Genomic DNA, 20,994 nt, shown 5'->3' with positions numbered 1-20,994 from the left:
GCAAGTTTAAAACTTATATCTCTTATGACGCTCCATTTGGCGTCTATGCGCACTCTACATTTGACCGTCGACGTATGTAATTTTCTTTATCGTAGCGAGACGTTATTTTCCGATTGTCAAAAGCAATCGATGTGTTTCTCTCAGCGTATACGCTCAATCTGAAGATAAAGAAGTCGCTTGAGTTAGGTCTAAGTGCATACTTTGCGAGACTAGTTGATATGCTTTGCATTCAATAACTCTTTGCTCTGGGAGAGTTGTGCGATACATTTCTGTTGACAGGCACACCGATTTTCTATATGTCTGATTTGGGTTGATTGCAGTAGTCCGCTATCGGCCAAAAGCGAACATTAAACGGCACCCATCCCACATTCATGGGATAGTAAATTGAGGTTGCTTTGCGTACGCTTGATTGATGATAAATATAATAGCTGCTGCCGGCGGAGCAAGCGCTTGCCCTCATCGCTTGGCATATCTTGCGCATTTCAACTGACAGTTCTCCTGCAAAACGGGAACGGATTAAAACCGTTCTTGTTTTCGCACTATGGGGGCCTTTAATTGGTGCCGTACCAGCCATATTATTTGTTTGGTCTACGACGGCGGGATCTCCCGGCGTAGTTCAAATCGTCGCGGGTGCGGTATCAATAGCGGCTTTTTCCTATGTGGTCGGCATTCTTCCAGCTGCCCTCAGCGGGCTCCTATACCAATGGCATATTTATCGCCCCCAGACAGATGGCAGACGCACGCACGAGGTAATCATTGGATTTATCAGTGGGTACTTTGCAACCGCGATACTTCTTTTTTTGCTATCTAGCTTTTTTGAGCCAAGTATTGACGTTCCACTATTGCTTGGATCGGTGGGCGGATTCTCGGGCGCTATATGCTCCTATCTGGACAAACGTAGTCGAACAAAAATCGTATGAGCCCCATGTCGCCGAAATTCACGTTCCACCACTCTCAAGGATTCTCTTCAGATTGCTCCTAGCACTAAAAATCGTAAGGGTTGAATAAAAAATGGAGCAATGGATTACCAATCTCTTCTTTTTCACGTCGATTTATCTTGAGGTTACTTTTTGTCTGTTGCTGTATTGGCTCGCTCAAACTAAACATGTCACGCAACCCCTAAAGCGAATTGGCCTTTGCCTGTTTGCTTGTGGATTGATGTTGGTATCACCCCGATTTTTGGTCACCCTTTCATGGGCGAGTTTTGCCTATTTATGTGCAATGCAACCGCAATATCACGGTATGGATATTGGAATGGCTTGGACCGTAATGATGGGGATGTGGGTTAATCAGCTAATCTCCGTTTTTTGCGCAGTGGCGCTTTGCATTAACTTTGTCTTTTTTAAAAAAGACAAAGTTTGCTGAGGCTATTTTCTGTAATCCTTATTGCTTCCATATCGGTAAAAATCGATCATTTTTCAAGAAGAACAATCTAAATTAAAAGGAACGCGAATGCTGGACTTGGCGCTGTTAATTTTCTTTACCGTAATGTCCTACCGAGTTTTCGTGGGGATTAACCGTGAGGTAACGGTCTTGAATGAGTTCCGTCAAACGAGTAGTTTGGCATACGCCGCTTTACTATTTCCTTTAGGGCCGGTTGTTCTTGTCATAGGGCCATTCTTTCTTCCTTTTCCTATCACCTACATAGTAGCGGCCACTATGTATCTTCCCGCACTTTTAACGGCACGTCGTTGTACTCGCGCGCTTCAGCTCACAGGAACTGACAGAGTACAGCGGGCCCAAGCATCCGTATTTCAGGCGTTCGGTACTTCGCTTTTTGGGTTGGTATATGTGGCCGTGATGTGCGTACTAGCATTCGCAGTCGAAGCTATTGTTTAAGAGCGTAATGGGTAAGTATGAGAACAGAGCATGTACGTTCTACGCTGGATGTGAGAGATGTCTGCTTTGGGTCGAAAGCAGACATTCATTATCAGCAATGTCAGTGTCTAACGTTATTTAGCGTTCTGTTTTTCTTTATTGAGAGAGCCTCTTAATCTTGATGGAGCGGTTGTGGCAAGAAATATTATTCGTTCGTTGGTGATTCGACTAATAGTTTTGGTTACGTTGTTCTTCGCTCAGGAGATTGTCGACAAGGTCGTCGTTCGGTACTAATCGTGGATACGCCGCTGTTAGGAAAATGGCGAAGAACAACTGGAAATGATTTTTCGCAAGTGCTGCTTCGAGGAGTCTATTGCAGCATTGTTTATGTTCAGACCGATACGAAATCCATCAACACCAGTCAGAATACAATAAACGATTTCGCAAGCAAAAGTCTGTTGAATGACATGTTCGCCGACCAGAGCGTTGAGGACGAGAGAGCAGGTTTTACCAACTCTGACAGGTTCTTTGGCGATTACGCCAAAGCCGTGTTCTGACACATCTAATGTTCTAACGTGAAGAGTTACAGTGTCGGAAGTCATGACAGCTCGTCTGCGAAATATATGACGAGGGGATTTGTGTTCAACAACCATCGAGTTCAAAAGAGCAAGTGCTGTCAACGTCATTCCTTTCGACTAGATTCTTGCAGACTGTTTATTCGATTAAGCACGAAATTTGTGGTTTGAAAAATCACACATGGCATAAATTCACAACTCGCCAAAAGCACAACGACTCGGATAATTCACATTTTTTGAAAATCGACGGATACATAGGTCATGTTTCCGATTGTGTTCGTCTGCACATGGCCGTAATTAGCTTCAACTGATACAGCGTGATAGGCAATCTTTTCTTTGTATTCATGTTTGCCATATATGATTCTCCGATCCAAATATTCGGATCGGAGAATTACTTCATAATTACCGAGCGCTAGATCGGGAGGTCTGGATGGATGCCAGAAGGAGAGAGAGCGAAGCAGCCAGTAGGACAAGATCCTTAAGAAGGAACTGGCCTGGCATAGCTCCAATGGCCGGAAAGCCACCCGCCGTTACCTCTGCTACGCCAGGGGTGCTAAAGAAAAAGGTGAGCGTGAGCAGATAGGTTGCAGCCGACATCGCAGCTCCCAAAGCAGAAAAAATAGGCTTGAACGCACCAAGAATCAAAGCTGCTGCAGTGGACAGCTCAAGTACACCTATAACGTAACTTGCTCCTTGAATTCCAAATAAGGTATGTAGCCAACTCATGATGGGGCTGTAGGTGATGAACGGAGCAATGGCGTTTGCTTCATATGTAGTGAATTTCATTCCACCGAACCAAAGAAAGATGACGACCAGCGCCCATCTGAGCAGAGCAAGATGAGAGAGCGATCCAACATTTTTTTCAGCGATTTGTAGATGAAACTGATTTGTCTTAATAGTCATTTTGTGTTTTCCGTTCAGGTTGTTCATCGGGTGGTTAAGAGCCTCCACTTTAGGCTTATCCAATACCAATTTCGAGACTGAATTGACTCAATAAAATGTCAGAAAGAATCAAAAAGTGGGTCGATTCGTTCTAGATGTCAGCATGGAACTACGCGATTTTTTGCATAGTTCCCCAAAAAAATTAGTAACCGATATCACCGAATTCAACGTAGTACTCATGTCGCATTCACTGTCGCATTTCTTTCGTGGTTGAGGCTTTAGTCAATTCGCGAGCGTGCGAAATTTCATCAGAGATCGTGAGTCGACGCGGATCTCCCTCAGGTAGGGTGGCTGCCAAGCGTTCCCAGTAGATGACTGCCTCGGTGTAGCGACCCGCCTCAAATCTGGCCAAGCCTACTAGTTTCAGACTGGTGGCCTCCTGTGGGTCGTTAGCCAGAGCCTCATCAGTCAGTGCCTGCAGTTGGGGCGTCCATTGTCGTTTTCCTGCGAAATACAATGCTTGGGCCCAGTCCCCTAATAGTTCGGATGATCGTCCTGCCAAAGTGGCGGCACGTTCAAACGCGTAAGCTGCATCTGCCATGCGTTCTTGCTTCGTGTAGGCGCGCCCCAGTAGTGACCATCCTTCGACCGAGTCGGGTGTTGCACCCAGTAACACTTCTAGATGTGTAGTTATTTCTTCGATACTCCGTGCCGAATGCCCGGCATGTTCGCGCGCCAGCATAAGTTGATCCTGCGAACCCCAGTGCAGATATAGCATCAACGCTAGCAGTGGTGTTGATAGTGCTGCAATCAAGGGAATAGTTCGACCCAGTGGGGTGTCAGCGGCATGTTTCGATATCCGTGTATCGTCCAACAGGTTGCGAGCTGCTTCGACCCGGCCAACCTCGAGTTGTATTGCGTCGAGCGTGCCGGCGTCGCGCTGTATTTCTAAGTCACGCAGGCGTTCTCGGTATAGACCTACATTCGCACGAGTGCGATCGACGTCGACTTGGCCGCGAGGGAGACGTAGTTGAGGAACCAAAATGAAGGCTAGGGCTATTACTAACAGCAGTCCAGCGTAGAGCCAAAAAGTGATCATAGGTTCTGCTCGGTAGTGGAGGTTGTCTCTTGCAGCAGACGAACCAGGCGATGTCGTTCGGCATCGGACAATGCACTTCCTGCTGCCGGCCGTGGGTGGCGTCGGCTTGTGACGATAGCGACTACTGCAACACCTCCGATCAGCAGTAGCGCAATCGGGCCTAACCATAGCAGCACCGTCCGTGAAGACAATGGGGGGTCATACAGCACGAATTCACCATAACGCGAAACCATGAAATCGATGATTTTTTCGTTGCTTTGACCCGTACTTAGCATGCGATGGATCTCGTTGCGTAAATCGTTGGCGATCGGTGAATTCGATTCCGATATATTCTGGTTTTGGCACTTGGGGCAGCGTAGTACCAAGGTCAAATCGTGATAGCGTTGGCGTTGACTGTCATCGGTAAATTCGTGAGTGTCGATGGCGGCCTGACTGCTGGCGAGTACGCCAACGCCCAGAATGATCCCGACAAGCAGACACTTCATGGCGCGCCCTCCCGTAACAATTTTTCGTAGATGGGCGCTAATTCTTCTTGCCAGACGCGTTGATCAATGATGCCAACATACTTGTCGCGAACGATGCCTTGGGCGTCGATGAAGAAGGTCTCCGGAGCACCGTATACGCCGAGGTCCAGACCCAACGTACCGGCCGCATCTTCGATGTTCCGTTGGTATGGGTTGTGCAAGGTGCGCAGCCAGCGCTGCGCTGCGTCCCGATCATCCTTGTAGTTGACACCGTAGATGATGACCCCTTGGTTAGCCAACTTGGTCAACACAGGGTGTTCCTGACGGCAGGATGGGCACCATGTTGCCCAGACGTTGACCAGTGCTGGCCTACCCTTGACGTCTTCCCGTGTTAACAAGCGTGATGGATCGTCAAGAGAGGGAAGCGTGAAAACGGGGAAGGGCTTGCCGATTAATGCAGAAGGTAACTGAGTTGGATTGAGGAACAGTCCGCGATATAGCATGATTGCGAGGAACAGGAACAATGCCAGCGGCAATAGCAGTAAACGTTTCATGGTTGTTCTCCGACCATGCGCGTGTCTGGAGCCAGTCGAGATCCTCTGCGATAGCGCCAGTCAGTCGCTGCTAGCAAGCCGCCCAGGGTCATAAGTAGTGCACCCAGCCAGATCCAGCGTACGAACGGCTTGATCTGCACTCGCACCGCCCAAGCGCCGTCAGTTAGTGGTTCGCCCAACGCCACGAAGAGGTCACGTGTGAAGCCAGCTTGAATCCCTGCCTCGGTCATGGAGGTTTGCTGAACGTGGTAAACACGTTTTTCAGGGTGTAGCAACGCGATCTCAGTGCCGTCGCGAAGAACCCGTACATTGCCGTAGTCGGCAACGTAATTGGGTCCCTGGAGTCGGGTTGTTCCTTCGAATATGAAGTGGTAGCCGCCTAACTCGATGGCTGTACCGGGCATCATGCGCAGATTTCGTTCAAGGCTTCCGACGGTAGTCAGCACAGCACCTAGAGCACACACGGCGAAACCCAGATGGGCTAGATGCATACCCCAATAGCTGTTGCCTAGCATCGACAAACCCTTGAACAACCCCATGTGGCGAGTCTTGTCGAATATGTCGCGCAGGCCCGTCAGCACGACCCAAGCAGCCAACAGACAGACCCCCATCACTGCCCAACGCGATCGGTCATGCAGCGTAGCAGCGCCTAGTGCGATTAGTAGACTGACAGCCAGCACCGGGACGAGCATGCGTGCCAGCCAGCGCCCCGACGTATCTTTCCAACGCGTGAGCATACCGACTGCCACTGCCACCATTAGTAGCGCCATCAACGGCACGAACATGGCGTTAAAGTAAGGGGGGCCGACCGATAGTTTTGCTCCAGTAAACGCGTCAAGAATCATGGGATAGAGCGTGCCGAGCAGGATCATGGCCGCTGCTACCGACAGCAGCAGATTGTTTACCAACAGTAACGTCTCACGCGACAGTATTCCGAAGCTGACCTGACTCTTGATTACTGGAGCCCGCAGTGCGAATAATGCAAGCGAGCCACCAACCACTGCTAGCAACAACACCAACACAAACACGCCACGTGCAGGGTCAGTGGCAAAAGCGTGCACGGAGGTCAGTACTCCTGATCGAACCAGGAAGGTGCCTAATAAGCTGAGTGAGAACGCGGAAATGGCAAGCAGTACGGTCCAACTTTTGAACACGCCGCGTTTTTCAGTTGCAGCTAAGGAATGGATCAGTGCTGCCCCCACCAGCCACGGCATGAACGACGCATTCTCGACGGGATCCCAGAACCACCAACTGCCCCAACCTAGTTCAGAATAAGCCCACCACGACCCTAGGGCGATGCCCAAGCCGAGAAACGCCCAAGCCACAGTTGTCCAAGGTCGAGACCAGCGTGCCCAAGCGGCGTCAACCTTGCCGTCCAACAGAGCCGCGATGGCGAAGGCGAAAGCCACCGAGAAGCCGACGTAGCCCATGTAGAGTATGGGTGGATGGACGATTAAGCCTATGTCCTGCAGGAGAGGATTAAGATCGCGGCCATCAGCGGGGATATTGGACAGCAAGCGGACGAAGGGATTGGAGGTGCTGATGAGGAATAGCAGGAAACCAGTACTGATCATGCCCATCACGGCCAGAACCCGTGCCAGCATCGCCTCCGGTAGTTGCTTGGCACCGAACGAGACAGCGGATGTCCAACCGGCCAATATCAAGACCCACAGTAGCAATGAACCCTCATGCGCGGCCCAGATCGCGCTGAATTTGTAGTACCAAGGCAGCATGCTGTTGGAGTTGTGTGCAACATATGCAACCGAGAAGTCGTCGGTCAGGAATGCATTGGACAAACAGGCGAATGAGAACAATAAGAAGGTAAGTTGGCCCCAGGCAGCCGGTTTTGCTAGTCCCATCCAGTGTCGGTCGCCGCGCCAGGCACCGATCAGTGGAATGCTGGCTTGCACTAGAGCGAGGCATAGCGCAAGGATCAGGGCCAACAGTCCAAGTTCAGGGATCATCGAGTAGATTCCTGTTTGACACGCTTGGGATTGTCGAGCACGCCGGCTTGTTTCAGCGCATGGATGACTTCGGGCGGCATGTAGTTTTCGTCGTGCTTGGCCAGGACTTCGTCGGCAATCAGCGACCCATTGCGGTCGAGTTTGCCCATAGCGACGATGCCTTGGCCTTCGCGAAATAGGTCAGGCAGAATGCCTTGATAGCGTACAGTGATGTTGTGGGCACCATCTGTGACGCTGAATCGCAGTGCCAGTGAATCTTGGGTGCGCATTAGCGATCCGTTCTCGACCATTCCACCGGCGCGGATGCGCGTGCCTTGTGGTGCCTCACCAGCGACGATCTGGCTTGGGGTGTAGAACAGATTGATGTTTTCTTGCAGGGCGGAGAGAGCCAATGCCATAGCGATACTAACGCCACAGAGCAAGGCTAGTATCCAGTATAGGCGCTTCTTGCGAATAGGATTCATAACAATTTCTCACGACGTCGGCGGCGCGCTAGGTCGTTTAGATAACGGCGGTGCGCCAACAAGGGAAGGACAGCATTTAATGTCAGGAGTGCCATGCACAAACCGTAGGCACTCCAGACATAGACGCCATGGCCACCCATGGCAAGAAAATCAGCGAATGATGCAAATGCTGTCATGTATGCTCCTCGAGCAGTCGGTCGATTTCAGCTGTGGCCCAGCGACTGTCTGCCTCACGTCTCAATACTTCAAGACGCATCCGCGCAAACAGAACCGCCACAAAAAAACAATAGAAACCCAGCACGGTCAGCAGTAACGGCAGCCACATTTGTAATGGCATGGTCGGCTTCTGCGCGAGCGAAAAGCTGGCAGGTTGGTGCAGGGTGTTCCACCATTCAACCGAGTATTTAATAATGGGAATGTTGATGACGCCTACCACGGCCAACAGCGCGCAAGCCCGAGCTGCACTGTCGCGATTGGTGATCGCTTGACCCAGTGAGATCACGCCCAAGTACAGAAATAACAGGATGAGCATGGAAGTTAGGCGCGCGTCCCATACCCAATAAGTCCCCCAAGTTGGCTTACCCCAGATGGCTCCTGAGGTTAGGGCGATGACCGTCATCCATGCCCCAATTGGTGCAGCCTGCCGTAGAGCAACGTCAGCTAGTTTTATTTTCCAGATCATGCCGATGATGCCTGTCGCAGCCAGAATGACGTAGATGGATTGAGCCAGTAGTGCGGCAGGCACATGGATATAAATAATGCGGAAGCTGTTGCCCTGCTGGTAGTCCGGCGGCGCGAATGTCAGCCCCCATGTAAGGCCGATCAAGAGCAACAATGCGCTGGCAATGGCGAGCCAAGGCAGGCATTTGCCGCTTATGTCGTAGAACCATTTGGGCGAACCCCATTTGTGTAACCAGATCCAGTTCATTTGAATTGTTCTTGTGTCATTCGGCTATGCTGATGGACAACCCTGCGGCGACGGCAAATGGAGCTAGGGTGATAGCTAGTATGGTGAAACATGCTAGCCAAAGTAGATGTCCTGCGATGGGAAGATTTTGCAAGGTAGCTTGTAGCGCGCCACTGCCTATGATCAGTACCGGGATATACAGCGGTAAAATCAATAAAGCCAGCAGTAGTCCACCGCGCCGCAAACCAACTGTAAGAGCCGCGCCGATTGCCCCAAGCAGGCTGAGCACAGGTGTGCCTAGCAACAGCGACAACATTAGCACTGGGAGACAATGGATCGGCAGGCCGAGCATTAAGGCCAAGAGCGGAGCTAGTACTACCAGCGCAAGGCCGCTGCAAAGCCAATGTGCTGCTACTTTGGCCAGCACTAGCACCACTAATGAGTGCGATGAAAGTGCCCACTGCTCCAGTGAGCCGTCTTCGAAATCGGCACGGAACAAACCGTCTAGGGATAGTAATACTGCCAGCATCGCAGTGACCCAAAGTAACCCTGGAGCAGCATTTTTCAGAAGCTGCGATTCTGCTCCCAATCCCAATGGGAACAGTGAAACGACAACTGAGAAAAATACCAAGGGATTGAGAAAGTCTGCGGATTGGCGACATAAGAGGCGTAGCTCATTATAAAAAAGGGTGATAAAGATATTGTTCACGAGGTGTATTGACCTAAATCAAGATCAACATACGCGCATGCTCGTTTGCTTAGCTCATGGTGTGTGGTCAATACAACTGTGCCACCATGGTCGCAATGTCTTGCTAAATGCGCTTCCAATTGCTCTGTGCCAGCGGTGTCTAGTGCTGTGAAGGGTTCATCTAATAACCACAAGTTTGGTAGGTTGGGTAAGTACAAACGTGCCAATGCGATACGACGTTGCTGTCCTGCAGACAGTGCATGGCAAGGCGTGTCTTCGAAACCGCGCAAGCCCACTGCAGCCAGAGCCTTTCCGATTGCAGCGGTTTCTCCAGTCGAATGCAAAGCACTTAGCCAAGTTAGGTTTTCCTCGACTGTCAAAAGCGCCTTGACGCCAGCGGCATGGCCTATCCATAGCAGTTTTGAAGCGCGTATGTCCCGTTGCCGAGCTAATGTCTGACCGAAAAGTTCAACACGCCCATTGGTTGGTTGGGTAAGGCCACATAGCAAGCGCAGCAGGCTCGTTTTACCGCTGCCGTTGGGGCCTTGAATACGTAACATGTCGCCGGCTCGTAAGCGGAAGGTCAGTCCCGTAAATAGCTTGCGCTGATCTCGTTCGCAGCCGAGGGCTACTACTTCGAGCACTGAGCAAGTGGTATCGGGACTGGTGTCTTGGACGCCGCAAAGTTTGTGCACAATATGTTGTATCTATGGCGTATCTAAAATCGAATGGTCACTTTGATATGATCAGAAGTCGTTGAGGATTAATCTGCACTCTTCTTTTTATGAAGGGTCCAGTTCGGACGCGGAAAGTGGCATGTATAGCCTTCCGGCAGCTTTTTAAGATAATCCTGGTGCTCCGGCTCAGCGTCCCAGAAGTCTCCAACAGGCTCCACTTCAGTAACGACCTTGCCCGGCCACAGACCTGATGCATTCACGTCGGCGATTGTTTTTTCTGCTATTTTTCTCTGCTCGTCAGTCGTATAGAAAATGGCCGAACGGTAGCTTGTGCCTACATCGTTCCCCTGACGGTCCCAAGTCGTAGGATCGTGGATTTGGAAGAAGTATTCGAGGATGATCTGGTAACTTGTCAGAGTTGTGTCGAAGACGATATCGATTCCCTCCGCATGAGTACCATGGTTGCGATAGGTCGCGTTTGGTGTGTTACCACCGGTATAACCGACACGAGTCGAGACAACGCCAGGAAGTTTGCGGATCAAGTCTTGCATTCCCCAGAAGCATCCGCCCGCAAGTACAGCACGTTGATGCATGTTAAATTCCTTTGACTTGATCGAGATATTCTCCATAACCCTCGCGTTCCATATCATCGCTATGAATGAACCGGAGTGCCGCAGAATTGATGCAATAACGCAGGCCACCGCGATCGGTTGGACCATCCGGGAATACGTGGCCAAGATGGCTGTCGCCATGGGTGGATCTAATCTCAGTTCTGGTCATTCCATGAGATGTGTCGAACAGCGGGTTGAGATTTGCAGGAACGATCGGCTTGGTAAAACTAGGCCACCCGCAACCCGAATCAAACTTGTCGGACGACGCAAAGAGAGGTTCGCCCGAGACGATGTCCACGTAGATGCCAGGTTCCTTGTGATCGTTGTATTCACCGGAAAACGGGCGTTCGGTTCCAGACTCCTGAGTAACACGTCGCTGTTCCGCAGTTAGTTGGCTTATTGCCTTTTCGGACTTTCTATACTTCACGATCAGTCTCCAATATTTTGCTTGAGAGTCTAGAGTGTTGCCATTAGTCTCCAGCGCACATGCATCGTCTTCAGCTCTCACCGAATGCGAATGACCGTTTTTCCCTTGGGTCGTTGGGTGCGATTGAAGACAGCGGCGGCGTCGTCAAGGGATGCCACGGTACCGATGTTTGTTCGTAATCGTCCATCTCGCACGCGTTTGACGATCTCAGTCAGTTGCGCACGGTCTGACTCAACTACGAAGTCAACCACTAGACCATTGTCAAGCTGCACCTCTGGCGCTCCGACAACAGACACCAGTGTTCCACCGCCACGAATCAAGCGAGCTGATCGTTTTCCGATCTCACCGCCAATGACATCGAATACCAAATCGACTCTGCCAATGTCTTCTAGTGTGTCGTTATCGAGGTCGATAAACTCTTGTGCGCCGAAGTCGAGTGCCGCTTGGCGATCTGTGGCCCGTCCGGTACCAATGACGTAGGCACCTGCTTCGTGTGCTAGTTGGGTTACCATCGAACCGACCGCGCCAGCGGCGCCGTGCGCGAGGACGCGCTGGCCAGATTGAAGGCGACCATGTTGAAACAATCCTTGCCATGCAGTCAGACCTGAAATCGGTAGACTCGCACCTACTGTGAATTCAACATCACCCGGCAAGGGTGCAAGATTGCGTGCCTCGATCGCTACATACTCCGCTAAGGTGCCGTCGCGATGCCAGTCCGCGAGGCCGAACACTCGCTGTCCGACCGATAGTCCCGTCGTACCGTAACCGAGAGCAGTGACCACTCCTGCCAGCTCGTGACCTGGGATCGACGGCGCTCGGTTCCGGTCATTGCGATCAACCCAAGTCGAGGGCCATTCCAATTCGGTCGCGACGAATCCCGACGCATAAATCTGCACAATAACGTCGTTTATCGCTGCCTGCGGCTCAGGTCGTTCCGCCAATTTCATCCCAGCCGTTCCGGTAGCTTGTTCTGTCACTATGATTGCCTTCATCACCTTCTCCTTTGTATCAAGTCGTCGCGTGCTTTCTAATCCGCACGTAAAGTTGAATGAGCATGTCATTTCAGTTGCGGGAAAATCGTTTCTTTAATCGTTTGTCCGTTTACTGAAAATCTTGCAGAGACAGAAGTCTTGTTCAACTCGGCACGCTACCCGTGGTCGACAAGACTTCTGTTCCGAGTTACTTGATGAAGAATAGTGTCCCGACTAATGACATGATCAGCGCCACGCTTCGTTATCGCTTCAGAGGCGGGTAGCCGTAGCTGTAGATCCAATCTGACGCTTGAGCGGGCACATGACAAGACAGGCAATCCTTCTTGTAGTCCGTGGAGGTAGTCACCTTAGAATCAGCTGCATTAAACCAAGCCCAACCCCATCCGTCTCCCCAAAGTTTGTTTTTTGGAAAACGACCGACGTCATCTTTCACCATAACGAACCAACCAACGAGAGCGTCGGCACTACTCACGGTTCCTGTTGTCATTGGTTTGGTGGCCGTCTTGTGTATTTCCTTCACAAGGACAGCGCCATCGGGATAGTGCCCCGTCTTGCGATATGCCGCGATTACTCCAGGAGATGCATAAACCACGTGCATTTCCTTTGAACCCACGCCATTGTCCGTAGCCACAGCCCATGTACCTAATATCTGATAAGTGGTCTGATAGTCGGCAGGAACGTGCATATTTCCTTTGTCATCGACAACGGCCGCAGTCGTCGCTCCGAACTGTGAATGTGTAGTGGTTTGGCCGTAGGCAGTGCCATCGACGCTTATGAACAATCCTATTAGGGCAACGCCCAATGCACCTATGATTCTCATGACTTTGCTTCCTTATGTTGGTAAGCGGGTACGTTTATAGGAAATTTCAGTTATCCAGGAGAGGATAGAACTGAGTCCAGATGTCGTCCTTCTTAGCACTGGCTCTGTGGCAGAACGCACATTCATTATTTGGCTTCGCGGTCGCTGTCGGGGCCTTTGGTTCGTGGTGATTGAAGTTGAAGTAACCCCAGCCTCCGGTATCTGCATACCGTTTAGAATCTTTGACAGTTACATCAGCGCCGTTGAATTTTCCGGGGAAGTAACCACGTCCAGATGCTTCAGTGCGCGATCCATCCGGATTCTGGCCTGGTAGTGTGAGTTGTAGTTCTTTGAAGAAGATCGTTCCTTCGGGGAATTTGCCAGTTTTTTTGTAAATTGCGTATGAGCCTGGCTCGATATAGACGTTATGGAATTCAGGAAAATTGGCCTTGCCGCCGTTGAGTGCGTTAGGGGTAAGTGGTGAGCCGACGTATACCCATTCATGGTAATTTTTCGGCAAAATCAGTTCACCTGATTTTGTATATTCGGGAAGGTAACGTTTTCTTGCTTGTGAGCCATCGTCACCAGACCCAGGTTGGGCAAAAGCAGTTGTCACAACTATCGCGCTAAAAATCACACTGATAATCGGTAAGGAAGTGCGCATAATTTTTCTCCTTCTCTTTAAGACTAGATGAGGCTTCATCGTATCTTCGTCTTCGTTCCCTTTGGTCTTGTCTTTGTTCTGTATCGTCCAAATATTTGAATTGTTTATTGCCACACATGTCTTCGGACGACTATAGGAATTTGAAAATGAAGGAGGGATAAAAATCAGTTAGTGCTGTAGACGTACGTCCGAATATCGTGCTGAGCCGTCGTGCGAGATGTGAGGTTCAAGTCAACCGTGTTGCGTTAACTAGGATTCGGAGAAGAACACTTCATCGCGTTAACGCACTACTCACATTCATCGACTTGGAATCATCGACTTAAAGACTTCATCGCGCAGATAGAAATGGTGGAAAAGAGCAGCGGCTGCATGAGCACCAGCAATCCAGAGTATGGCTGTGCCGAGGATGTTGTGTATTCTCATGATTAGCTGTCCCATCTCACGTGCCTCCACAATCGGAGGGGCGATGTCGAATTCGATAAGCGTAATAGGAATTCCTTCAAGCCAGGTACCGATCACTGCTGTTGTCGGAATTGAGATGAGGAGCACATAAAGTGCAAATCGGACAAACGTCGCGGCCATTGCCATCCATCGAGGTCTTATTCGTCTGACAGGCATATTGTCGATCAATCCCCATAGCAACCTCAGCACGACGACAATGAAAACAAGTACGCCGAGCGTTTCGTGAATCCTACGAATTCCGTCTGCTTCGGCGGAATAGAGTGAATAGCGATCACTCTTGCTCAGTACATAGGCAACAAGAACCAATACCGCTGTTAGCCAATGGAAGGCTTGGGTGACGACACCGTAGCAAGAAGAGGTACTGCGCAAGGCAATCATCTGGCCCCGATCTTAAGCGCTGTTTGATGATCGACGACAATGCGTTGCCATAGATGTGACACGACGCATTGGATCAACGTTTGGATGGACATTAAAAAGGCAGTAACTAGAAATTGAAACTATTACGACCTAGGTCTAGCGTAATCCAGCTATTCCAAATTTATTGTCACTGTCACGCCAGATGTGATCCATTTTCCATCCGTTGGCGTTGGCAAGCATTTCAAAACCTTTAACATCGTATTTTCGTGAACTTTCCGTATGAATCGTTTCTCCAGCCCGAAAATGAAAATTAAACATACCAACCGTCGCGATTTGCTCCTCCAGACTCACGATATGCATTTCTATCGCTGATTCCTCCTCGTTCCAACGAGCACTATGTTTGAAACGACTAAGTTCAAAATTGCCTTCCAGTTCACGGTTGATGCGTGTCAGTAAATTGAGATTGAATTTGGATGTAATTCCTGCCTTATCATCGTAGGCAGAAATCATCGTCTCGACGTCTTTCTTTAAATCGAATCCTATGATTGCAGCGCCTTCGGGGCCTACGTGATTACGCATACGTCTCAAAAAATCTCCAGCCTGTTTTGGACTTAGGTTTCCTATTGTCGATCCAGGAAAAAATGCCACACGACGTGTACCCAGAAGATTCGGTGGTAACGCAAAGTCGGTCATGAAATCCGAGACAACCGGTTTGATGGATAGATGCGGAAATTTCCCCTGTATGCGGGATGCTGTTTCTTCGAGAAATTCTCCCGCAATATCGACAGGAATGTAGCAGTCGAGAGCGAGAGACTGTAGTGCTGCAATCAATGTCTCGGTCTTGATTCCAGCCCCAGCTCCGTACTCAACGAGAATAGCGTTTCGGCCTGCAAAATCCGCAATTTCTCGAATATATGTTTGCAGAATGATAGTTTCGGTTCGTGTCGGATAATATTCTGGGACACGTGTAATTTCTTCGAATAACTCTGATCCTAAGTTGTCATATAGCCAGCGACAGGGCAGAGTCTTTTTCAGGCCTGACAAACCTGACATTACATCGGACTGAAAGGAACCGTGTTTAATGGTGAATGTGTTCTTATTGGTTATTACATTTATTTTTGTCATCGGCGATTACTGTGGGTTTGATAGTTCGCCCAACATGGTCGGAATCAATTCTGACAGCGTTGGATGGATGGCCATGGTGTGAGTTAACTGGGTGTAAGGCGCTTTGGCCGCCATCGTTGCCAAAATAGCGTGAATTGCTTCGTCTCCTCCGGGGCCAAGAATTGCGGCGCCGAGAATTTCATTTGTCTCTGCATCGACCACGACGCGCATGGATCCCTGAGTTTCACCTTTTTCGATGGCGCGAGCTACGCGTGTCATCTGTCTTGTTCCCACGCGAATTTTTCGGCCAGCTTTTTTTGCTTGTGTCGCAGTCATTCCAACACGACCGAGTGGGGGATCGATATATAACGCGTAGGCCGGAATACGATCGGATACACAACGTGTTTCGCCATCCAGTAAATTCGCAGCGACGATTTCGAAGTCGTTGTAGGCGGTGTGAGTGAATGCGCCGCGCCCATTACAATCGCCAAGTGCCCAGACACCATTCGCTGTTGTGCGTAGTTGTTCGTCAACGGTGATGTATCCCATAGTGTCTGTTTCGATACCAGCTTTATCGAGTCCAAGATCATCCGTATTGGGACGTCTTCCAACTGCGATAAGTAAGTGACTTCCACTTATTTTTTTCCAATCATTTTTGCATTTGACGTTAACTGCAACACCGGCAGCATGTTTTTGGAACTGAAGCTCCTCCGCGTCGAGCATGATAGAAATATCTTCGTTCGAAAGAATGTCTTTAATTTGGGCGGAGACTTCCTCATCCTCACGTGCTATCAGACGAGAGCCGCGCTCAATCACGGTCACGGACGAGCCGAATCGTCGAAACATCTGGGCGAATTCCAGTCCGATGTAACTACCACCGACGATGATCAAATGCGACGGGACAATATCAAGCGCAACCATGTCTGTATTTGTCAGGTAGGAAATATTCTCTAAGCCCACCGCATCTGGTATGAAGGCTCTGCCACCAACATTGATAAATATCTTGTTCGCTTTAATGCGCCGATCATCGACACAGACTTCATTGCCGCTTTCGAACCGCGCATGTCCACGAATCAATGTACAGCCGGGCATTCCAGTCATCCAGTTTTCAAGTCCGACGCGATCTGTTTGCACGATTTTATCGACACGTGCTTTGATAGCTTTCATATCGATCGCTGGCGGGTGATGTAAAACAACACCATATTCGGCCGCGCGTGCAGCCATTCGTGCAACGTAGGCGCTTGCGACCATGGTTTTTGTAGGCGTGCAGCCGGTATTGACACAGGTGCCTCCTACGGAGCTGCGCTCAATAACAGCAATGCGCATACCAGACGCTGTTAGTCGATTAGCAAGCGCTGGCGCCGCCTGACCCGTTCCGATAATAATGGCATCGAAGATTTCGGTTTGTTTACCAGATGTGGTGGCGCTTGTCGGTTCGATTTTCTTGTTCATCGTCCAATCCATGTTTTGTTAGAGGGGCACCAGTTTCCGTGACTGAAATTGCAGGTATATCTACCCCAATGATTTTTTTTTCAGATAATTTTGATGTTCGGATTCCGCTTGTCAAAATGGTTCTGCGGATGCAACTTCGGCCACCACCTCCCGTGTCATCTCCCTAGTGATTCGATGTAGTTGGATCGTGGATTTGAAAGAAAAACTCCCAAATTCTTCTGTAACTAATCATGTCCAGATCGGACGTTATCTCAATCGCTTTAGTGTGCTTGCCATTGCGATAGATCAGGCAGCCGTTTTGGCAAGTGGTGATACTGAATCATTGGGTTGAGTCTGTTGTTGAATCCAATTTTCAATCGCTTCCGGACTTATGCCCATTTCAGACAAAATCGCCTCTGCAACATCCAAGCCACGAGGAAAGCGCCGATCGATAACGGTAGCAAAGCCAATATTTTTAAAACGCTGTGCTTCGATTTCATCTGTGACAACGACATAACGTTTGAGATTTGGAAACCGACTATTGGCCATATGGCGGGTTCCATCGAGAATGTCGAAATTGGGTGTAGTAAGAATGCTGAATTTGCGTTCATGCAGTTTGAAAGAGCCCCACATTTGCATGTCGAAACCGTCGCCAAAAGTGGCGTCATAACCATCCGCAATCGCCATTTCAAGGCGTTGTTGATCAAACTCAACTGCGTAATAGCCGATCTCAAATTTAATCAGCGCATCGGCAATGGTGCGACCGATGGTGCCCATTCCAACAATAATTATCGGAGCATTGTCAATTTTTGGTGTGAGCTCAGCATCTAATGCCTCTTTTACGCGCTTGCGCATGCGCATGCGACCAGCAAGTTTGCGGCCGACGTCGGCGAGATTCGGCGTTACCGCCATGCTCAATGCAACTACTGCAATAATGACTGACGTATTTGTATCTCCAATAGCAGATTGCATTGATGGTAGGCTCAAAATCACAAACGCGAATTCTGAACCTTGGGCTAATAAAAAACCCAATTGTGTCGAGCCAGGAACTGACCATTTAAAAACACGGCTGGCTGTGATGTTGGATATTATTTTGACTATGAATAGAAGAATAGTGAGGCCAATGATCAGTGGCAACGAATGTGCAAGGACATTCACATTCAACGATAAACCAATTGAAATGAAGAAAAATCCCAGCAACAGCCCACGAAACGGCCGGATCTCAGATTCAATTACAGCTCTATAAGGTGTTTCTGCTAGGGCGAGTCCCCCTAGAAATGCGCCTAATGTCAGTGACAATCCCATTTTTCCCGTGGCCCAACCTGCTGCTAACGCAATCAACAGGGCTGCTGCTGTGAAAACCTCTTCGTTTTTACTGCGCGCCACAAGACCAAGCAATGAACCAATCAGCAGACGGGAAATGGCCACAGTGATCGCGAACGCTAGAATGGCTTTGCATAGAGCTAGCGCTGCAACGGTCCAGATTGTGCCGCCGTCATCAAGAGAATTGGCAACGATAAGCAAAAATATCGCCGCAACGTCCTGAAATATAAGAATGGAAGTAGCAGTCAGTCCAACCGGACAATTTTGTTGGTGACGCTCAGCGATCAGTCGTCCGACGACTGCAGTTGATGAGAGGGCGAGAATAGAACCGATCAACAGCGCGGGAACAATACTTATCCCCAAAACCAGTGCAGTGAGGGTCAGGCCAGTGGTAGCAAATATGACTTGGAATGGTCCGAATGCAAAAATATCCGACGCCTGCTTCCTGATACGGTCGAGTGAGAAATGAAGACCGATGTCAAATAACAGGAATACAACACCTAGCTCTGCTAGCAATGAAATTGTGGACTTGCCATATAGAAGCCCAAAGCCACTTATATTTAATCCAAGCCCCAATACGATATACCCAACGATGGGGCTGAGACCCACAGCTCGGCTGACGATCGCCGTCGTAATACCAAGTCCAAGGAAAACTATAGCAGGCACCAACATCACTAACGACGTTACATCGGATATTTCTCCTGCTGCCATGATCTAGTTCTCTCGGTGTTGGAATAAAAGTCTGTTAATGGGCGAAGGAATAAATTCAGGCTTTTAAATCTTTTTAATAGTCTAAAGCAACCATTAAATCTAAAAGTCTTGCAAGTGATGTAAAACGTCCAGCAAGATTATTGTTTTGCACGCTTCATGGCCCGCGTCGAATAAATTATTCATTTTTTTATCTGGGTGCTGCTTCTATTTCCTTTTCCGATATGTGCGACAAGCAAACCGCATATGGAATGGCAGTACCACTTAACTTGCTTTTTCGTCAGTTAATACACTTGAATTAGCAGCTTCGTTTTCAGACACACGATAGTCAGACGGGCTGCAGCCATAGGTCTTGCGAAATGCACGAAAGAAACTACTTCGATTATCGTAACCAACTATCCGTGCAACCTGATCGACTGAAAGACTTTCATTGGAAAACAGGATGGCCGCTTGACGCATACGAATTTCACGCAATGCAGCCATTGGCGATTGTTCGAACAAATTGGTAAAGCGTGCCATGAACGCTGATCGACTGAGACAAGCTTTCTGCGCTAAGCTTTTGACGGAGTGCGGCGCACCTGGTTGCGTAACCATATCAGCAAAGGCATGGGCTATATGAGGGTCACTGAGAACGGAAAATCTTTCCACCCAAAGATTGATGGAACACAATGAGCGTCGAAGTAGGAGCACTAATACCTGTTTCAGCAGTGTTGCTGTCATAGCTCCCATGCCTACTTCCTGCGCAACCAATTCGGCCAATGCAGATTTCAATTTGTAATCAAGTTGATCAGAAGGATCAAATTGTTCAACGATAGGCGTTGCCAAGCTGGAAAACAGGTTCATCGATGCGCCATACAGTGCACGAAAATATCCACAGATCATGATTAACTCTGGTTCACCGGTGCCAGCCTCATAGCGGCGAATGGCGTCAGGAGGAAACACCATGGTTCGTCCGTCAAGGATTTCCATTATCGGCATGCCAACCAATCCAACATCTATGCTTGGTACTTCGATGCGAAAATACTGTCGAGCCGGCAGAATGACAAGTGTGTGAGGTCTCAAGTCGATGACATGCTCACCAACAATCATACGACCATGTCCCTGAATGTTGTAGTGAATAGCAGGTGAGTCAACGCCCCCTAATTCAAGTCGCCAACCTGGATTGATCAGGCATTCAGACAAGCGCACGAAATGCACTTCGAGTGCATTTAGAAGGTTATCTAGGTCGGATGGAGAAATCCGCAAAATGGGTTTGTCGTTCACGTCGGGTTCTTTTAGGTTAGGGTTAATTTATACCAAAACGGTGGTGGCATGGAATCAGTCGAAATGTCTTTTTTGAGATTTATGCATGTTCGTGTTTGATAGCAAATTGGAGGATTTTTGATGTTATCCGGGGTACCCGTGATGTGGATAATTTCCTGAGGCCTGCAGCTATCGGTCATACTGTGATTTGTGACTCGTTCATTGAATCAATCAACCCGGGTTATTTCAAGGAATCACGATAGCTATTGGGAAAGACGCCCAAATCACCTTCGTTGTCCGGTATTGGTTGAAAGATTGTGGACATGCGATACGGAAAAGGTGCTTTCTCATCGCGCGGGCGATTTGCTTATGATTGATTACACTGACCAGCTGCATGCAAATACAAGATAATGCGTCGATAACCGTATCTTGAAAATTCATCTCATATGTTTTTGATCAATCTGATCAAAACAGTATCGTCGATGACTGCTTACGAAGATATTGGACGGTAATAGTAGACGCTATGAAGAAGACTAATCACGTGGGATCTTCGTCGAAACGAGTTCATTTCAGGTCGTCGATAATCGATGATGTCGCCTTGTCGGCGGCGAGTTGTAACCTTGGTGTCTTTGTTAGGGGGTACAGTTCTAAGGTGTGAATCGCCCCGGCTTTACTAGACACATCTGAGCCTATAAATTTATAGGTTAACGGAGGTGTTATGAGTGCAAAGCGATATACAGAAGAATTCAAGATTGAAGCAGTCAAACAGGTCACAGAACGAG

At 49.1% G+C, this 20,994-nt stretch carries 24 protein-coding genes; 1 reads left to right on the top strand and 23 read right to left on the bottom strand.

Annotated features, from left to right (window positions below):
* Positions 1-1,011: 1,011 nt before the first annotated feature.
* Complete coding sequence (locus tag ACFQO0_RS09595) at positions 1,012-1,365, top strand: hypothetical protein (protein WP_012078798.1); 354 nt, start codon at positions 1,012-1,014, stop codon at positions 1,363-1,365.
* 764 nt (positions 1,366-2,129) lie between these two features.
* Here the strand turns inward: ACFQO0_RS09595 and ACFQO0_RS09590 are convergent.
* From ACFQO0_RS09590 to ACFQO0_RS09480, 23 genes are all read right to left on the bottom strand, one after another.
* Entirely contained in the window at positions 2,130-2,471 is a 342-nt protein-coding gene (locus tag ACFQO0_RS09590; protein ID WP_274377808.1) for a PilZ domain-containing protein, read from the bottom strand.
* Positions 2,472-2,795: 324 nt separating this feature from the next.
* Entirely contained in the window at positions 2,796-3,296 is a 501-nt protein-coding gene (locus ACFQO0_RS09585; RefSeq protein WP_041296872.1) for a YkgB family protein, read from the bottom strand.
* A 226-nt stretch (positions 3,297-3,522) separates the two neighbouring features.
* Entirely contained in the window at positions 3,523-4,374 is an 852-nt protein-coding gene (ccmI, locus tag ACFQO0_RS09580; protein ID WP_049831494.1) for a c-type cytochrome biogenesis protein CcmI, read from the bottom strand.
* Positions 4,371-4,859, bottom strand: a complete 489-nt coding sequence (locus tag ACFQO0_RS09575; RefSeq protein WP_012078803.1) for a cytochrome c-type biogenesis protein — start codon at positions 4,857-4,859, stop codon at positions 4,371-4,373. The genes ccmI and ACFQO0_RS09575 overlap by 4 nt, the downstream gene beginning before the upstream one ends.
* Positions 4,856-5,392 carry a DsbE family thiol:disulfide interchange protein gene (locus ACFQO0_RS09570; RefSeq protein ID WP_012078804.1) on the bottom strand — a complete coding sequence of 179 codons (537 nt, stop codon included), beginning with the start codon at positions 5,390-5,392 and terminating at the stop codon, positions 4,856-4,858. Before ACFQO0_RS09570 ends, ACFQO0_RS09575 begins: the two co-directional genes overlap by 4 nt.
* Positions 5,389-7,356, bottom strand: a complete 1,968-nt coding sequence (locus tag ACFQO0_RS09565; protein ID WP_012078805.1) for a heme lyase CcmF/NrfE family subunit — start codon at positions 7,354-7,356, stop codon at positions 5,389-5,391. Before ACFQO0_RS09565 ends, ACFQO0_RS09570 begins: the two co-directional genes overlap by 4 nt.
* Positions 7,353-7,820 carry a cytochrome c maturation protein CcmE gene (gene ccmE / locus ACFQO0_RS09560; RefSeq protein ID WP_012078806.1) on the bottom strand — a complete coding sequence of 156 codons (468 nt, stop codon included), beginning with the start codon at positions 7,818-7,820 and terminating at the stop codon, positions 7,353-7,355. The genes ACFQO0_RS09565 and ccmE overlap by 4 nt, the downstream gene beginning before the upstream one ends.
* Positions 7,817-7,996: a heme exporter protein CcmD gene (gene ccmD, locus ACFQO0_RS09555; protein WP_012078807.1), complete on the bottom strand. Its 180-nt coding sequence runs from the start codon at positions 7,994-7,996 to the stop codon at positions 7,817-7,819. Before ccmD ends, ccmE begins: the two co-directional genes overlap by 4 nt.
* The gene (locus ACFQO0_RS09550; protein WP_012078808.1) at positions 7,993-8,748 is read right to left on the bottom strand and encodes a heme ABC transporter permease; all 756 of its coding nucleotides are present in this window, start codon (positions 8,746-8,748) and stop codon (positions 7,993-7,995) included. The genes ccmD and ACFQO0_RS09550 overlap by 4 nt, the downstream gene beginning before the upstream one ends.
* A 16-nt stretch (positions 8,749-8,764) precedes the next feature.
* Positions 8,765-9,436 carry a heme exporter protein CcmB gene (gene ccmB / locus ACFQO0_RS09545; protein ID WP_012078809.1) on the bottom strand — a complete coding sequence of 224 codons (672 nt, stop codon included), beginning with the start codon at positions 9,434-9,436 and terminating at the stop codon, positions 8,765-8,767.
* Positions 9,433-10,059 (bottom strand): cytochrome c biogenesis heme-transporting ATPase CcmA, encoded by a 627-nt coding sequence (gene ccmA / locus ACFQO0_RS09540; protein WP_143710533.1) that lies wholly within the window; start codon positions 10,057-10,059, stop codon positions 9,433-9,435. The genes ccmB and ccmA overlap by 4 nt, the downstream gene beginning before the upstream one ends.
* A gap of 119 nt (positions 10,060-10,178) precedes the next feature.
* Positions 10,179-10,685, bottom strand: a complete 507-nt coding sequence (gene msrA / locus ACFQO0_RS09535) for a peptide-methionine (S)-S-oxide reductase MsrA (RefSeq protein WP_012078811.1) — start codon at positions 10,683-10,685, stop codon at positions 10,179-10,181.
* Between the two features lies 1 nt (position 10,686).
* A complete protein-coding gene (gene msrB, locus ACFQO0_RS09530; RefSeq protein WP_012078812.1) occupies positions 10,687-11,130 on the bottom strand; it encodes a peptide-methionine (R)-S-oxide reductase MsrB in 444 nt (147 codons plus the stop codon).
* Between the two features lie 77 nt (positions 11,131-11,207).
* The gene (locus ACFQO0_RS09525) at positions 11,208-12,122 is read right to left on the bottom strand and encodes an NADP-dependent oxidoreductase (protein ID WP_012078813.1); all 915 of its coding nucleotides are present in this window, start codon (positions 12,120-12,122) and stop codon (positions 11,208-11,210) included.
* Positions 12,123-12,363: 241 nt separating this feature from the next.
* Positions 12,364-12,942 (bottom strand): cytochrome P460 family protein, encoded by a 579-nt coding sequence (locus ACFQO0_RS09520; protein WP_012078814.1) that lies wholly within the window; start codon positions 12,940-12,942, stop codon positions 12,364-12,366.
* A 46-nt stretch (positions 12,943-12,988) separates the two neighbouring features.
* Positions 12,989-13,585, bottom strand: coding sequence for a cytochrome P460 family protein (locus ACFQO0_RS09515; protein WP_012078815.1), 597 nt, complete (start codon positions 13,583-13,585; stop codon positions 12,989-12,991).
* A 297-nt stretch (positions 13,586-13,882) separates the two neighbouring features.
* Positions 13,883-14,425: a cytochrome b gene (locus ACFQO0_RS09510; RefSeq protein ID WP_012078816.1), complete on the bottom strand. Its 543-nt coding sequence runs from the start codon at positions 14,423-14,425 to the stop codon at positions 13,883-13,885.
* A 135-nt stretch (positions 14,426-14,560) separates the two neighbouring features.
* A complete protein-coding gene (egtD, locus tag ACFQO0_RS09505; RefSeq protein WP_012078817.1) occupies positions 14,561-15,529 on the bottom strand; it encodes an L-histidine N(alpha)-methyltransferase in 969 nt (322 codons plus the stop codon).
* Positions 15,530-15,535: 6 nt separating this feature from the next.
* Positions 15,536-16,960, bottom strand: coding sequence for an FAD-containing oxidoreductase (locus ACFQO0_RS09500; protein ID WP_012078818.1), 1,425 nt, complete (start codon positions 16,958-16,960; stop codon positions 15,536-15,538).
* Between the two features lie 163 nt (positions 16,961-17,123).
* Positions 17,124-17,246, bottom strand: a complete 123-nt coding sequence (locus tag ACFQO0_RS09495) for a peptide-methionine (S)-S-oxide reductase (RefSeq protein WP_465261967.1) — start codon at positions 17,244-17,246, stop codon at positions 17,124-17,126.
* Positions 17,246-18,973: a cation:proton antiporter domain-containing protein gene (locus tag ACFQO0_RS09490; RefSeq protein ID WP_012078819.1), complete on the bottom strand. Its 1,728-nt coding sequence runs from the start codon at positions 18,971-18,973 to the stop codon at positions 17,246-17,248. Before ACFQO0_RS09490 ends, ACFQO0_RS09495 begins: the two co-directional genes overlap by 1 nt.
* 261 nt (positions 18,974-19,234) lie before the next feature.
* Positions 19,235-20,233, bottom strand: a complete 999-nt coding sequence (locus ACFQO0_RS09485; protein WP_012078820.1) for a helix-turn-helix transcriptional regulator — start codon at positions 20,231-20,233, stop codon at positions 19,235-19,237.
* A 543-nt stretch (positions 20,234-20,776) separates the two neighbouring features.
* A partial coding sequence (locus ACFQO0_RS09480) for a hypothetical protein (RefSeq protein WP_382234121.1) occupies positions 20,777-20,994 on the bottom strand: 218 nt, incomplete at its 5' end.

It is taken from the genome of Herminiimonas aquatilis (assembly GCF_042665175.1).
Lineage (GTDB): Bacteria > Pseudomonadota > Gammaproteobacteria > Burkholderiales > Burkholderiaceae_D > Oxalicibacterium > Oxalicibacterium aquatilis.
The sequence above is the reverse complement of the archived record's forward strand: the minus strand, read 5'-3'. Positions and strand labels throughout refer to the sequence as shown.